Annotated in this window: 15 protein-coding genes; 7 read left to right on the plus strand and 8 right to left on the minus strand. The window is 66.7% G+C overall.

The features are described from left to right. Window positions 1-119: 119 nt before the first annotated feature. Entirely contained in the window at window positions 120-1,463 is a 1,344-nt protein-coding gene (gene gdhA, locus C2U37_RS16395; protein ID WP_104452721.1) for an NADP-specific glutamate dehydrogenase, read from the minus strand. Window positions 1,464-2,034: 571 nt separating this feature from the next. Here gdhA and rluF point away from each other — a divergent pair. Next, on the plus strand, window positions 2,035-3,048 hold the full coding sequence (gene rluF / locus C2U37_RS16400) for a 23S rRNA pseudouridine(2604) synthase RluF (RefSeq protein WP_104452722.1): 1,014 nt from the start codon (window positions 2,035-2,037) through the stop codon (window positions 3,046-3,048). A gap of 87 nt (window positions 3,049-3,135) precedes the next feature. Here rluF and C2U37_RS16405 read toward each other — a convergent pair whose 3' ends face one another. Then, window positions 3,136-4,368 (minus strand): MFS transporter, encoded by a 1,233-nt coding sequence (locus C2U37_RS16405; RefSeq protein ID WP_104452723.1) that lies wholly within the window; start codon window positions 4,366-4,368, stop codon window positions 3,136-3,138. Further along, window positions 4,361-4,870: a nucleoside deaminase gene (locus tag C2U37_RS16410; RefSeq protein ID WP_041215485.1), complete on the minus strand. Its 510-nt coding sequence runs from the start codon at window positions 4,868-4,870 to the stop codon at window positions 4,361-4,363. Before C2U37_RS16410 ends, C2U37_RS16405 begins: the two co-directional genes overlap by 8 nt. A gap of 116 nt (window positions 4,871-4,986) precedes the next feature. On the opposite strand from C2U37_RS16410, the gene C2U37_RS16415 reads away from it, so the two are divergent. Further along, a complete protein-coding gene (locus C2U37_RS16415) occupies window positions 4,987-5,829 on the plus strand; it encodes a LysR family transcriptional regulator (RefSeq protein WP_104453261.1) in 843 nt (280 codons plus the stop codon). Window positions 5,830-5,845: 16 nt separating this feature from the next. Here the strand turns inward: C2U37_RS16415 and C2U37_RS16420 are convergent, their stop codons facing one another. The 3 genes from C2U37_RS16420 to C2U37_RS16430 all read right to left on the minus strand — a co-directional run bounded on the left by C2U37_RS16420 (window position 5,846) and on the right by C2U37_RS16430 (window position 7,041). Continuing rightward, entirely contained in the window at window positions 5,846-6,313 is a 468-nt protein-coding gene (locus C2U37_RS16420) for a GyrI-like domain-containing protein (protein ID WP_104452724.1), read from the minus strand. A gap of 20 nt (window positions 6,314-6,333) precedes the next feature. Beyond that, complete coding sequence (gene rsmS, locus C2U37_RS16425) at window positions 6,334-6,489, minus strand: pleiotropic regulatory protein RsmS (RefSeq protein WP_010674200.1); 156 nt, start codon at window positions 6,487-6,489, stop codon at window positions 6,334-6,336. 84 nt (window positions 6,490-6,573) lie between these two features. Further along, complete coding sequence (locus tag C2U37_RS16430) at window positions 6,574-7,041, minus strand: acyl-CoA thioesterase (RefSeq protein WP_041212767.1); 468 nt, start codon at window positions 7,039-7,041, stop codon at window positions 6,574-6,576. Window positions 7,042-7,214: 173 nt separating this feature from the next. Here C2U37_RS16430 and C2U37_RS16435 point away from each other — a divergent pair, with 173 nt between their 5' ends. After that, window positions 7,215-7,865 (plus strand): tellurite resistance TerB family protein, encoded by a 651-nt coding sequence (locus C2U37_RS16435; protein ID WP_042015902.1) that lies wholly within the window; start codon window positions 7,215-7,217, stop codon window positions 7,863-7,865. Window positions 7,866-8,024: 159 nt separating this feature from the next. Further along, on the plus strand, window positions 8,025-8,483 hold the full coding sequence (locus C2U37_RS16440; RefSeq protein WP_039038605.1) for a GNAT family N-acetyltransferase: 459 nt from the start codon (window positions 8,025-8,027) through the stop codon (window positions 8,481-8,483). Between the two features lie 26 nt (window positions 8,484-8,509). Here the strand turns inward: C2U37_RS16440 and C2U37_RS16445 are convergent, their stop codons facing one another. After that, on the minus strand, window positions 8,510-9,958 hold the full coding sequence (locus tag C2U37_RS16445; RefSeq protein WP_104452725.1) for an aminotransferase-like domain-containing protein: 1,449 nt from the start codon (window positions 9,956-9,958) through the stop codon (window positions 8,510-8,512). 120 nt (window positions 9,959-10,078) lie between these two features. Here C2U37_RS16445 and C2U37_RS16450 point away from each other — a divergent pair, with 120 nt between their 5' ends. From C2U37_RS16450 to C2U37_RS16460, 3 genes are read left to right on the plus strand one after another with little or no spacing between them, the layout of a single operon-like run. Continuing rightward, a complete protein-coding gene (locus C2U37_RS16450) occupies window positions 10,079-11,650 on the plus strand; it encodes a cytochrome ubiquinol oxidase subunit I (RefSeq protein WP_048207353.1) in 1,572 nt (523 codons plus the stop codon). Then, complete coding sequence (gene cydB, locus C2U37_RS16455) at window positions 11,650-12,777, plus strand: cytochrome d ubiquinol oxidase subunit II (protein WP_041215481.1); 1,128 nt, start codon at window positions 11,650-11,652, stop codon at window positions 12,775-12,777. Before C2U37_RS16450 ends, cydB begins: the two co-directional genes overlap by 1 nt. A gap of 28 nt (window positions 12,778-12,805) precedes the next feature. Continuing rightward, window positions 12,806-12,919, plus strand: a complete 114-nt coding sequence (locus C2U37_RS16460) for a CydX/CbdX family cytochrome bd oxidase small subunit (protein ID WP_010674207.1) — start codon at window positions 12,806-12,808, stop codon at window positions 12,917-12,919. Window positions 12,920-12,981: 62 nt separating this feature from the next. Here the strand turns inward: C2U37_RS16460 and C2U37_RS16465 are convergent, their stop codons facing one another. Further along, window positions 12,982-14,151 carry an MFS transporter gene (locus tag C2U37_RS16465; protein ID WP_103243395.1) on the minus strand — a complete coding sequence of 390 codons (1,170 nt, stop codon included), beginning with the start codon at window positions 14,149-14,151 and terminating at the stop codon, window positions 12,982-12,984. Window positions 14,152-14,347: the final 196 nt, after the last annotated feature.

Genomic DNA, 14,347 nt, shown 5'->3' on the forward strand with positions numbered 1-14,347 from the left:
GCGTGAAGTGACGCCGGGCAGGTAACCTGCGATGGCTCAGGTCAGCGCAAGGCGGTGCTTATGACAAACAGGGCAGCCATGGGCTGCCCTGTTGCATTCCGACGTCTCGAGCGCCGTGACTAGCAGACCCCTTGCGCCAGCATGGCGTCGGCCACCTTGACGAAGCCGGCAATATTGGCGCCGCTTTCGTAGTTCACATGGTCAGCATCCTGACCGTAACGGACACAGGTGGCGTGGATGCTGGTCATGATCCCCTTGAGGCGAGCGTCCACCTCCTCCCGGCTCCAGGAGAGGCGCTGGGCATTCTGGCTCATCTCGAGGCCCGAGGTGGCAACCCCGCCGGCGTTGGCCGCCTTGCCCGGGGCGAACAGCACCTTTGCTTCGTGGAAGAGGCGGATGGCGGCGGCGCTGGAGGGCATGTTGGCTCCCTCGGCCACCAACTGCACGCCGTTGGCAATAAGCTGCGCCGCATCTTCGGCATCCAGCTCGTTCTGGGTGGCGCAGGGGAGGGCGACGTCGGTCGCCAGGTGCCAGGGGGTGCGGCCGCTGAAGAACTCGAGCCCGAGCTCATGGGCGTAATCGGCGACCCGCTTGCGCTGCTCGTTTTTAAGCGCCATCAGGCGGGCCAGCTTCTCGGGGGTGAAGCCGTCCGGATCATAGACGGTGCCGCCGGAGTCGGAGGCGGTGATGACGCGTGCGCCGAGGGCCATCGCCTTCTCGATGGCGTATTGGGCCACGTTGCCCGAGCCCGACACCGAGACCCGCAGGCCATCGAGGGACTGGCCGCGATGGGCCAGCATGGCGTCGACAAAGTAGAGCAGGCCGTAGCCGGTGGCTTCCGGACGAATGAGGCTGCCGCCAAAGGAGAGTCCCTTGCCGGTGAAGACGCACTCGGCGCTGTTGGTGAGCTTCTTCATCATGCCCGCCATGTAGCTCACCTCGCGCCCGCCCACCCCGATGTCGCCCGCCGGCACGTCAGTGTTGGCCCCCAGGTGGCGATAGAGCTCCAGCATCAGGGCCTGGCAGAAGCGCATTACTTCTCCTTCGCTCTTGCCCTTGGGATCGAAATCGCTGCCCCCCTTGCCGCCGCCCATGGGCAGGGTGGTGAGGGCGTTCTTGAAGGTCTGCTCGAAGGCGAGGAATTTCAGCACCGAGAGATCCACCGAGGGGTGGAAGCGCATGCCGCCCTTGAAGGGGCCGATGGCGGAGCTGTGCTGCACCCGGTAGCCGCGGTTCACCTGCACCTGGCCCTGGTCATCCACCCAGCTCACCCGAAACTGCACCAGGCGCTCGGGTTCCACCAGTCGCTCCAGCAGGCCGTGTTGCAGGTAACGGGGGTGGCGCTCCACATAGGGCCAGATGGAGGCGATCACCTCGCTCACGGCCTGGATAAACTCGGGCTGGTGAGGGTTGCGGCTGGCGACCTGGGCCAGGAAGGCCTCCTGGGAGAGGGAATGACTCATCTTTAACTCCTGTCGTGAATGATGAAAGTGGCGTCCTGCCAGAGAGGGGACCATGCCCGTCTTCAGGGTTCGCGGGGCTCAAGGGGCCCGTTGTTGCGCCCCGATGGGGGTGTCATTTCCCGTCGTCGGCGGGTCAGAGCAGATAATTCGCGATGACCAAAATCTTTTTATGCATTTTTTCTGGATAAATATCAAGCGTTAGATCATCTGGCTATCTGCCGAAGGCCGCACCCTATCTTCGGCGGCGGGGGCCCGGCCCATGAAGTGAGCACCATGAAGTGAAAAGAGGCGGGGAGTGCGCGGTGCAGCCCAATCAGGGCCGCGGCGTCACCGCACGCTGGATAATGGGGGGCCTGCTGCTGCATCAGGGGCTGCACCCCCTGTGAGCCAGCGGCCAGGGTGCGACGGGGCCGGGCGCGTGCGCGTGCAATGTGCTACTGTAGCGGCGTTTTTTGCCGAACATGCAGGGCGCAGGCCCTTATTTCATGGAGTTGTATGCAGACGAACCCGACCACAGCGCGGCTGATCCAGCCAGCCATTCTCAAGGCCCATCCGACCGGGGAGGTGACCCATGCTGGCCGATGAATCCATGCGCCTGAACAAATACATCAGCGAGAGCGGCATCTGCTCACGTCGTGAGGCCGATCGTTTCATCGAGCAGGGCAACGTCTTCATCAACGGCAAGCGGGCCGGAGTGGGGGATCAGGTGTTTGCCGGGGATCTGGTCAAGGTCAACGGCCAGGTGATCGAGCCGCGCGAGGCCGACAGCCTGGTCTTCATCGCCCTCAACAAGCCGGTGGGCATCGTCAGCACCACGGAGGCGGGGGAGAAGGACAACATCGTCGACTTCGTCAACCACAGCACCCGCATCTTCCCCATAGGGCGCCTCGACAAGGACTCCCAGGGGCTCATCTTCCTCACCAACCACGGGGATCTGGTGAACAAGATCCTGCGCGCCGGCAACGATCACGAGAAAGAGTACCTGGTGACCGTCGACAAGCCGGTGACCGACGAGTTCATCCGCGGCATGGGGGCCGGGGTGCCCATCCTCGGCACCGTCACCAAGAAGTGCAAGGTGAAGCGAGAGGCGCCGTTCGTGTTCCGCATTACCCTGGTGCAGGGGCTCAACCGCCAGATCCGCCGCATGTGCGAGCACTTCGGCTTCGAGGTGACCAAGCTCGAGCGCATCCGCATCATGAACGTCAGCCTCAAGGGGCTGCCGGTGGGGGAGTGGCGCGATCTCACCGACGACGAGCTGATCGAGCTGTTCAAGCTCATTGAGGACTCCTCCTCCGAGGCGAAACCGGCCAAGGGGGCTCAGGTTGCCAAGCCCAAGGCGGCTGCGGCCGGCACCCCGGCCCAGGGCAAGAAGCCGCGGCGTAGCGACGATCACGAGATTGGCGGGCGGCCCAATGTGCCGGGGCCCGAGGCCTTCGAGAAGAAGAGCCCCGCAGGCAAGGGCGGGGCGGGCAAAGGGGCTGCCAGCAAAGGTGCAGCAGGTAAAAGCGCGCCCGGCAAGGGGGGCAAACCCGCCCCGGGCAAACCGCGGCCAGGGCAGGGCGGGCGCCAGAAGAAGGGGCGCTGAGCACCAGGCCTTCCCGCACCCAGAAAACACAACACCGGCCAAGGCCGGTGTTGTGCTTTCTGGCCCCCAAGGCCGGTGCACGCCGGATCAGGCTGGCTTGTGGCCTGCCGTCTGCACAGCCATGTCCTGCTCCGGGGGCAGGCCCATGGCCCCTGGGTAGTGGCGCGGGTTGAGACGCACCACCAGCAGGCTCATCAGGACCAGGGCGCCGAGCTGCCACTGCCAGGCGGCGGCGAAGTCACCGCTTGCATGGTGCAGGCGGGCCGCCACCCAGGGGCCGGTAGCCGCCACCATGAAGCCGACCCCCTGCATCAGGGCGCAGAGGGCGCCCGCCCGGCGCGGGTCGGGCAGGTGATCCAGCGCAATCACCATGATGAGGGAGAAGCTCCCCCCAAGCCCGGCGCCGCACAGCAAACACCAGAGCAGAGGGGCGGTCTGGGGAGCGAGCCAGAGGCCGCCAAAGCCCGCCAGCTGCATGGCGATGGCCAGCGCCATCCAGGGGCGGCGGTCCAGCCGACCGGCTGCCAGCAGGGGCAGGCCAAGGCCGCTCGCGGTCTGGGCCAGGGCGAGCCAGGCCACCAGCTCGCCCCCTTGCTGGGCGCTCCAGCCCGCCGCCATGTAGGCCGGGGCCAGCCAGGCCACGACGATGCCGTAGCCGCTGTTGATGATGCCAAAGCAGGCGATGAGCAGCCAGGTGCGGGGCAGGGGGAGCAGCCGCTGCTCCCCGGTGGGGGCGGGCGTGCTGGCCGGGGCAGGCAGGGGCACCCGCCAGGCCAGCCAGCCGAGGGCCAGCAGCACCGGCAGGCCCCAGAGCGCCAGCGCCCGAGACCAGTCCAGATACTCGGCAAGGCGCGGGGTGAGCACGGCCCCGAGCGCCCCGCCCCCCATCATGCAGGCGGAGAAGATCCCCATCACCAGGGGCACCTTTTGGGCGAACCCCTCCTTGATGAGGCCGGGCAGCACCCCCTGCACCAGGGCCGAGCCCAGCCCGCACAGGGCGGCGCTGGCGATGAGCAGGGCGCCACTCGCCAGGTCAACGCGCAGGGCGCTGCCAAGGGCGAGCAGCAGCAGGGCCACCCCGAGCAGGGGGCGCGGGCCCGTGCGACCCAGGAGCGCCGGGGTGAGCAGCACGCCGACCCCGATAAGCCAGAGGGGCAGCAGGGTGACCCAGGCCAGGGTATCTACCCCGAGGGCCAGCCTCGCGTCGATGCGAGGGGCCAGGGGGCCGATGGCGGTGAGGAAGGGGCGCAGGTTGAGGGCGATGAGGATCACCAGCACCAGCAAGGCGCCGCTGCCCGGGGGGAGGCGGCGCTTATGCATGGGGCAGGGGACCGTAGAGGGTTTCAGCCGCGATGGGGCTCGCCAGCTTGATGAGGGGCAGGGGCGGCGGACTCAGCGGCAGTCGCAGCGCCGCGTAGGCCGCGCGGCTGTCATAGCCGAAGGGGGCGGCATCGTCGTTGTCAAAGGCGTAGTAGACCGCCTGGATGCCGTTCATCACCAGGGCCGACAGGCACATGGGGCAGGGGTGCCCGCTGGCATAGACGATGGCCCCTGCCAGCGGCCCCTGGCGACTCCCTTCCCGCAGCGCTTCCAGCTCCGCGTGACGGGTGGGGTCCCCCGCCTCCAGCATGCGGTTGACGGCGCTCGCCACCAGCCGGTTCTCCCTCACCAGCAGGGCGGCGAAGGGGCGTCCCCCTTGCTGGCGATGGGTCAGGGCCAGGTGCAGGGCCTGCTCCAGCCACTCCTGATGGCTGGGGGCCGAGGCGGCGGTGAGGGAGTTGAGGAGGCGGGCACCGGACTGGGAAGGGGGTGGCATGGTCATATCCTGGCAAAAAAGGGGGAGGACAGCAGCCTAGAGGGTCGCCGCATCATTTGGAAATTAAATGATAAAATGACTTCCAGTGGTTTTATAAATGGAGATTGCCCATGGAGCGCCCCCTGCTGGACCCCCAATTGCTGCAGAGCTTCGTCGCCATCGTCGAAACCGGCAGCTTTACCCGCGCCGCCGAGCGTATCCACCTCACCCAGTCCACCCTGAGCCAGCAGATGCGCCGCCTGGAACAGCAGCTGGGCTGCACCCTGCTCGACCGATCCGGCCGCCAGGTGGTGACCACGGCCCAGGGGGAGACCCTGCTCGGGCTGGCGCGCCGCATCCTGGGGCTGCTGGCCCGGGCGGGGGAGCGGGTGAGCGAGGCGAGCCACCCCCTGCGCCTCGGGGTGCCGGAGGATTTTGCCGCGGGGGCCATGATCCCGGTGCTGGCCGCCTTCGCCCGCGCGCACCCTCAAGTGCGGCTGGAGGTACAAAGCGATCTCAGCCATGCCCTGTGGCAGGCATTCGAAGGGGGAGAGCTGGATCTGGCCCTCATCAAGCAGGGGCGCGGCCAGGGGGAGCCCATCGCCCGCTGGCGCGAGCCCCTGGCCTGGGTTGACAGCCGGCAGTGGCCCGCCGCCGGGCGCGACCCCCTGCCTCTGGTGGTGTTTCCAAGCGAGGGGCTCTACCGGCGCCAGATGACCGACGCCCTGGATGCCGAGGGGATCCCCTGGCGCATCGCCTACGTGAGCGGCAGTCTCGCCAGCCTGCAAGGGGCGGTGAGCGCGGGGATCGGGGTCAGCCTGCTGCCGGCGCGCCTGCTGCAACCGGATCAGGTGGTGCTGGCCCACTGGCCTGCGGTGCGCTCGGTGGAGCTGGCCCTGCACCAGGGGCCGGGCACGAGCGAGCCCCTCGCCCGGCTGGGGGAGGCGCTGATCGCGCTCTGTGACGAGGTGATGGGGCCGAGGTAGCCCGGGCGGCCAGGGGTCAGGCCAGGGCCTGTTTTGGTATCACGGCGAGCCAGATTTCCACTTCGCCGCTGCCGGTGGCGGCGTCAAAGCGGGCGCCGTAGCGCTCGAAATCCGGCTGCTGGGCAGATTGATAGTCCGATTGCGCGAGCCACGCCAGGGCTTGGCGCCAGGTGTGCGGCAGGGTCGCGACATGCCCCTGATGCAAGAAGATGGCGTAGGTCTGGGGGGCGATGCGCATGCGGCCAAGCCCGGGAGGCAGCACCTCCAGGGCGGCGACCTCCACCCCGCAGAGGTATTCGCAGTGGGTGTCGGTGGCGGCGCAGATGACGCCATAGGCGTGCTCCCCGAGCTGCCCCGGCAGGGGAAGCAGGGCGCTGAGGTCGCGCCACTGGCCGGCGAAGTCCCCCTGCTCGAAGGGGTGGTGACGGCGCAGCCCCCCGAGGAGCATGGCGCGGCCTTGTTCGATGCGAATGGGGGCTGACATGGTGCCTCCTGCGGGGGCGCTCAGGCCTCCCGACCTTCCTCGAGCTTGCGCTCATAATCCCGGCGAACGATGGCGAGTGCCGCCAGGGCCAGCGCGGGGGCGATGTGGTTGGTTTCCAGCAGTTCAATCAGATCCACCGCGAGCTGGACCTCGGGGGGGGCATTTTCCAGGGACATCTTGGGTTCTCAAGGGCAAGGGTGGTCGCCATTATAGCGCCCGGCGGCGCGAAGACACGCCCCGGCTGCCCGGGGCTGGACGGGTCACATGTGCTGGCGCATCTCCTTGTCCAGCTCCTCGCGCAGGGCCATCAGCTTTTTGGCGTACTGCTGCAACTGCAGATCGCTCTCGCTCACCGGCTGCCACTGGGGCACCGGAGTGGGTTTGCCCTGCTCGTCCATGGCCACGAAGATGATGATGCAGTGGGTGGTCTTGCGCCGCTCCGGGTCGGTGGGGTGGCGGCTGTAGACATCCACCGCCAGGTGCATGCTGGTGGTGCCGGTGTGGATCACCTTGGCGTGTACCTCCACCAGCTGGCCTATCTGGATGGGGCGCAAGAAGCGGATGCCCCCCACATAGACGGTGACGGCATAGCCGCCACACCAGCCGGCGGCGCAGGCGTAGCCGGCCTGGTCAATCCACTTCATCACCATGCCGCCATGGACTTTGCCGCCAAAGTTGACGTCGGCGGGTTCGGCGAGAAATTGCAGGGTCAGTTCACGGGCGCTCATGGTACTTCCTTATGTCGAGGCAAGGGGGGACTCCTTGGCTGTCCTCCGGGGACAATAGCAGTGGGCGGGGCCGACACTGATCCAACCAGCGCCTCTTCTTGTCTGCGCCGTCATTCACCTTGAGTTCAGCGCAGGCGGCCCAGCATGACTCATCACGCGAGGGAGGAGGCCCCATGAAACAGATGCTGGAGCAATTGATGGGAGCTGGCAAGGGCTGGCTCAACGACGGTGGTGACACGCGCAAGGCCCAGATGAAGGGCATGGCGCAGGGGGGATTGGCCGCCGGGGCCATGGCGCTGCTGCTTGGCAACAAGAAGATGCGCAAATATGGCACCAAGGTGGCGGCGGTGGGGGGCGCGGCGGCTCTCGGGGGGCTGGCCTACAAGCTCTATCAGGACTGGCAGACCCAGCAGTCCACCCCGGCCCAGCCGACCCAGCCCCTGGACACCCTGGAGGGCAAGGCCCTGGATGCCCGCGCCAATCTGCTGGTGCGCGCCATGGTGGCGGCAGCCCGGGCCGACGGCCACATCGATGCCGCCGAGCGCCAGAAGATCCAGGAGTACCTGACCGAACAGGGGGAGCGGGATGCGGCCCGCTGGATTGACGCCGAGCTATCCCGCCCCCTTGACCCCCATGTCCTGGCGCGAGAAGTGACCGACATGGAGCTGGCGACCGAGGTCTACCTCGCCTCCCTGCTCACCATCGAGGTGGATCACTTTATGGAGCGCGGCTATCTGGACGAGCTGGCGCGGGCCTTGAAGCTGGATGACAACCTCAAGGGGAGCATAGAGCGCCAGGTGGCCCAGCTGGGGGCGCCGGGCTGAGCCCGCATTGCCATCAGGATTGTCCACAAGGCCCCGTCATGGGGCCTTGTCGTTGCCGGGGGCTGTTGATTGCCGTGACGAGCCGATAAGATGCGGGTTCCAAAGGGTGACCGCCGAGCCTCTTTCCTCGCTGGCGACCCTCACTGCAAGGAGCATCAGGTGGACATTCGCAAGGCAACTGAACAGGATATCGACGCCATTCTGGCCCTGAACCGGCAGATAGGTCAGCTCCACTTCGAGCAGGTGCCCGAGGTGTTCTGCCCCCCGTCCCCGGAGGACAGGGCCTTCTTGCTCGGCGCCATTGCCGACGAGGCGCGTCTTTTCTGCGTGGCGGTGGTGGCGGGGGAGGTGGCGGGCTTTCTCACCGCCCGCATCGACCTCAACGAGAGCGTCCCCTTTCTCAGCAAGCTGCCCGTCTGCCGCATCACGACCGTGGTGGTGGATGAGGGGCAGCGCTCCCGGGGTATCGGCCGGGCGCTGATCGCCCACGGTGACCAGTGGGGCAAGGCACGGGGCGCAAGCCAGCTGCGCCTGGAGGTGATGGCTTTCAACGAGCGGGCCAGGGCCCTCTACGAGCGATTGGGCTTCAAGGCCCAGTCACAGACCATGGCCAGGTAAGGCGCACTCGCTTGCAAAAGGGCCCGTTACGGGCCCTTGTCGTGTGAGGCGTCAGGGGGGCTCTGCCAGGTTTCCCGTTGCCGGGCGATGAGGTCCGCAAGCCGGTTGAGCGCCGCGTCCAGCTGCGGGCTCCAGGGATGGGAGCTGTTGAGGCGCAGGCAGTGGTTGTGCTGGCCCTGGCTGGAGAAGAGGGCCCCGGGGGCGATGGAGACGCCCTGCTCGATGGCGCTGGCATAGAGCGCCCGGCCATCGAGGCGGGCGTCAAATTCGAGCCAGAGAAAGTAGCCCCCGTCGGGGGAGGAGATACGCGCCTCGGGGAAGAGGCGCATCAGGGCTGCCCGCATCTGCTGCTGACGCTGGGCCAGGGTGTGGCGCAGGCGGCGAAAGTGGGCGTCGACCCCGCCCTGGCGCAGCATGTCGGCCAGCGCCAGCTGACTGGGCACATTGGTCGACAGGGTCGACATCAGTTGCAGCCGCTGGATGCGCTCTGCGTGGCGTTTCGCCACCACCCAGCCGACCCGAAAGCCGGGCGCCAGACACTTGGTCCAGGAGCCGCACAGCAGGCTCTCTCCCCGCGCATCCCAATGGGTGATGGGCCTTGGCCGCTCGCGCCCGACATAGAGCTCCGCATAGACGTCATCCTCCACCAGGGGGACCCGGTGGCGGTTGAGCAGCCCCATCAGCGCCTGTTTGTGCTCATCCGGCATGGTGTGGCCGAGGGGGTGCTGCACATTGCCCATCAGCCAGCACGCCTTGACGGGGCGCTGGGCGAGGGCCTCCTCCAGCAGGGCGAGATCGATGCCGACCCCTGGGATCACCGGGATCTCCACCACCTTGAGCTTGAGCCGCTCGATGGCCTGCAGGGCGCCGTAGAAGGTGGGGGACTCCACCACCACCCAGTCGCCGGGCTCGGTCAGCACCTGAAGGCTGAGGGAGAGCGCCTCCATGGCCCCCGTGGTGATGATGATCTGCTGGGGATCCACCGCCATCCCCTCGCCGGCGTAGCGCCGGGCGATGGCGCGGCGCAGTGCCTCGTTGCCGGGGGGCAGATCTGCAACCGTGCTGAAGGGATCGAGGCGGCGCATGCAACTGCCGAGGGCCCGACCGAGCTGGGGGTGGGGGAAGAGGGTCGGGTCCGCCACCGCCATGCCAAGGGGCACCAGCTCCCGTGACTTGCTCGCCTGCAGCACCTCGAACACCAGATCGTTGATGTCCACCGAGCCGCTGTAGCGGGCCTGCTGGGGCTGGCTCTCCCGCCGGGCCGTGCTTGCGGCCTTGACGTAGTAGCCGGACTGGGGCCGCGCCAGGATGAGGCCCCGGCTTTCGAGCAACTGATAGGCCTGGAGCACCGTCATGGGGCTGAGGCCGTGGGTCTTGCAGCTCTGGCGGATGGAGGGGATGCGCTCCCCCGGCTGCCAGAGGCCGCTCGTGATCTGCTGTTGCAGCTGGTCTGCCAACTGGCCGTAGCGGGACATGGTGGGCCCAAACTGTTATAGGTGTTTTTCACTATAACTGCATCTGTTATAGGTGTCATGGACCATGGTGTACTTGGCGGGCGAAAACCTGTCCGTTAAATGCAACATAGAGAGTCATGCATGATAAGCCTGGATGATGTGGTCAGCCTCTCCCGAATACAGTTCGGGGCGACGGCGATGTTCCACTTTCTGTTTGTGCCCCTCACCCTGGGGCTGTCCTGGATCCTGGTGATCGCCGAGTCGGCCTACGTGATGACCGGCAAGGTGATTTACAAGGACATCACCCGCTTCTGGGGCAAGCTGTTTGGCATCAACTTCGTGATGGGGGTGACCACCGGGATCACCCTGGAGTTCCAGTTCGGGACCAACTGGGCCTATTACTCCCACTATGTCGGCGATATCTTCGGCACGCCGCTGGCGGTGGAGGGGCTGATGGCCTTCTTCCTCGAGTCCACATTGGTGGGCCTCTTCTTCTTCGGCTGGGACAAGCTCTCCCGCGGTCAGCACCTGCTGGTGACCATGCTGGTGGCGCTCGGCTCCAACCTCTCCGCCCTCTGGATCCTCATCGCCAACGGCTGGATGCAAAACCCGGTCGGTGCCGAGTTCAACCCCATGACCATGCGCATGGAGCTGGTGGACGTGGCCGCGGTCATCTTCAACCCGGTGGCCCAGGTCAAGTTCGTCCACACGGTGGCGGCAGGCTATGTGGCGGCCTCCCTGTTCGTGATGGGGGTGAGCAGCTGGTATCTGCTGCGCGGCATGGAGGTGCGCTTCGCCCTGCGATCCTTTGCCATCGCCTCGGGCTTTGGCCTCGCGGCCATCCTCTCGGTCATCGTGCTCGGGGACGAGTCGGGCTATCGCTCGGGGGAGGTGCAGAAGGTCAAGCTCGCCGCCATCGAGGCGGAGTGGGAGACGGAGCCCGCCCCGGCTTCTTTCACCCTGTTCGGCCTGCCGGATCAGCGTGCCGAGACCACCCACGCGGCCATCAAGATACCCTATCTGATGGGCATCATCGCCACCCGCTCCCTGGATGAACAGGTGACGGGGCTCAAAGATCTGAAAGCGCAGCACGAGGCGCGCATTCGCAGCGGCATGCTGGCCCACGAGGCGCTCGAAGCGATGCGGGCAGATGGCAGCAACCAGGCGGCCCGCGCCACCTTCGAGCGCCACCGCAGCGATCTGGGCTACGGCCTCTTGCTCACCCCCTATGCCAAGGAGATTGGCAAGGCGGACGAGGGGGCCATCGCCAAGGCGGTGGAGGACTCCATCCCCCAGGTGGCGCCGCTGTTCTGGAGCTTTCGCCTGATGGTGGGCATCGGCGTGGCGCTGCTGGCGCTCTTTGCCGCCGCCTTCCTGCAACTGTGCCGGGGCAGGCTGGTGCAATCCCCGCGGCTGCTCAGGGCCCTGCTCTGGTCTATTCCGCTGCCCTGGATTGCCATTGAGGCGGGCTGGTTCGTGGCGGAGTTCGGTCGCCAGCCCTGGACCATCAGCGACGTGCTGCCGGTGTCGGCCTCCGTCTCCCTGCTGCAACCGGGGCAGCTCTGGTTCAGCCTCATCGCCATCTTCCTCATCTACAGCAGTCTGCTGGTGGTGGAGTTGTTCTTGTTGCGTCATGTGATCCGCAAAGGGCCTGCCAGCCTGCAGACGGGTCGTTATCAAGGTGAAGTGTTGCAAAACGGGAGTCCTGCCTGATGGATTACGAAACCCTGAAAGTGATCTGGTGGGGGCTGGTGCTCTTCCTGCTGGTCGGCTTCGTGGTGATGGATGGCTTCGATCTCGGGGTCGGCATGCTGCTGCCCGTGGTCGGCAAGACGGATGACGAGCGGCGGGTGCTGCTCAACAGCGTGGGGCCGGTGTGGGAGGGCAACCAGGTGTGGCTCATCGCCGGTGCCGGCACCCTGTTTGCCGCCTGGCCCCTGGTCTATGCCGCCGCCTTCTCGGCGCTTTACGTGCCCTTCATGTTCCTGCTGTTCGGCCTCTTCCTGCGCCCGGTGGGCTTTGACTATCGCAGCAAGCTGCCGGACCCGGTCTGGCGCCGCTGGTGGGACCGCGCCTTGGTGGTGGGCGGTCTGCTGCCGACCCTGGTGTTTGGTGCCACCCTTGGCCTGGTGCTGCAAGGGCTGCCGTTTCGCTTCGATGCGGCCCTTCGCATCCACTATGGCGCCTTTGCGTTCCACTGGCCGCTGCTGTTGACCGCCATGGGGACGGCGCTGGCGCTGCTCTTGCTGCACGGTGCCAGCTTCCTGCAGTGCAAAACCCAGGGGGCCATAGCGGCGCGCAGCGCCCGCCTCGCCCTCTGGCTCGGCCCCCTGGCGAGCGTCCTCTTTGCCCTTGGCGGCGTCTGGCTTGGGGAGATGGCGGGGTATCGCATCACGGCCATCGGCGATCTCAACGGCGCCCTCACTCCGCTGATGAAAGAGGTGGTGGCGGTGCCGGCGGGCTGGCTTGGCAACTTTGTCGCCCATCCGGTGCTCTGGGCCGTGCCTGTGCTCGGGCTCCTGCTGCCCCTGGTGTGCGCGCTGGCAAGCCGCCTCGGCAAGTCCGGGCTGGCGCTCGTGGCCAGCGGCGGTGCCTGCGCCGCCATGATGCTGACCGTGGCCATCGCGCTCTTCCCCTTCGTGCTGCCCTCGTCCCTGGATCCGGCCAGCAGCCTGACCCTGTGGGACAGCACCTCCAGCGAGCGCACCCTGCTTATCATGCTGGGGATCGTCGGAGTACTGATGCCGGTCAACATCGGCTACACCCTCTGGGTCTACCGGGTGGTGCGCGGCAGGGTCAGCGCCGAGCAGGTGCGCCAGCACGGCCACAGCCTCTACTAATCCGCTTCAACATAAGGATCAACGCGATATGTGGTATTTCACCTGGTTGCTGGGGCTGGGGTTTGCCCTGCTCTGCGGGCTGGTCAATCTGCTCTGGCTGGAGGCGCGCTGGGCTGCCGATGAGGATCTCAAGGAGCCCTGAGCCTCGCATCTTGCCCATGAAAAAAGGCCGACACAGGATGTCGGCCTTTTGCTTGCCCGGGGTCAGGCAAGGGCGGCGCGGCGCTCGCCCGCTTCGCTGACATGGGTGAGGCCGTAGGCCAGCAGCACGATGAGGGCGCCAATCCAGGGGGTGTGCATCAGGCCGAGGTGCTCCACTACGAAACCGCCGACCACGGAGCCCAGCGCAATGCCGACGTTGAAGGCGGCGATGTTGAGGCCGGAGGCCACATCCACGGCATTGGGGGTGTGGCGCTCGGCCTGTTTCACCACCAGTACCTGCAGACCCGGCACGTTGCCAAAGGCGAAGGCGCCCCACACCAGCACGGTCAGTACCGCCAGCACCGGGTGCGGCGCGGTGAAGGTGAGCACCAGCAGCACCACGGCGAGCCCGGCGAACAGCAGCTTGAGCGCAGGCAATGGGCCCATCCGGTCGGCGAGCTTGCCGCCCCAGATATTGCCGACCGCCACCGATACCCCGTACACCAGCAGGATCAGGCTCACCGCACTGGCGCCAAAGCCGCTCACCTGTTGCAGGATGGGGGCGAGGAAGGTAAACGCCGTGAAGGCACCGCCGTAACCGAGCGCCGTCTTGGCGTAGACCAGCAGCAAGGGCTTCCTGGTGAGCACCGAGAGCTGCTCGCGAACGCTGGAGGCGGCCCCCTTCGGCAGGTTCCCCGGTACCAGCAGCAGGCTGCCCACCATGGCGACGAGGCCGAGCAGGCTCACCACCAGGAAGGTCTCGCGCCAGCCAAAGACCTGACCAATCCAGGTGCCAAGCGGGACGCCGGTCACCAGGGCGACCGTGAGGCCGCTGAACATGATGGCGATGGCGCTGGCCGCCTTCTCTTTGGCCACGAGACCCGTGGCGATGGTGCTGCCTACCGAGAAGAAGACCCCGTGGGCCAGCCCGGTGAGGATGCGGGCCACAATCAGGCTCTCGTACCCGGGGGCCTGCCAGGCCAGCAGGTTGCCGACGGTGAAGAGGGCCATCAGCCCCACCAGCAGCCACTTGCGCGGCAGCTTGCCGGTGAGCGCCGTGAGCACGGGGGCGCCGATGGCCACCCCAAGGGCATAGAGGCTGACCAGCAGGCCCGCCGAGGGGAGCGAGACATTGAGCTGCTCGGCGATGGTGGGGATGAGCCCCACGATCACGAATTCGGTGGTGCCTATGGCAAAGGCACTTAAGGTGAGGGCAAATAACGCCAGTGGCATAACAACTCCTTGGATTGGGACTCCCGACGGGAGAATGGCGCCAGTATGCCGAGGGTGTTTGTTGGTAAAAATGACGGCAACGTCAAATTACTTTTGCCAAATCAGCAGCAATGGGGTCGTGAAATGGGGTATTGGGAGTGGTCGAGGCCGCGAAGACACACACGGCCATGCAGCACAAGTGAATGCAGAGGCAAAG

This window comes from Aeromonas sp. ASNIH1, from assembly GCF_002934285.1.
Taxonomy (GTDB): domain Bacteria; phylum Pseudomonadota; class Gammaproteobacteria; order Enterobacterales; family Aeromonadaceae; genus Aeromonas; species Aeromonas caviae.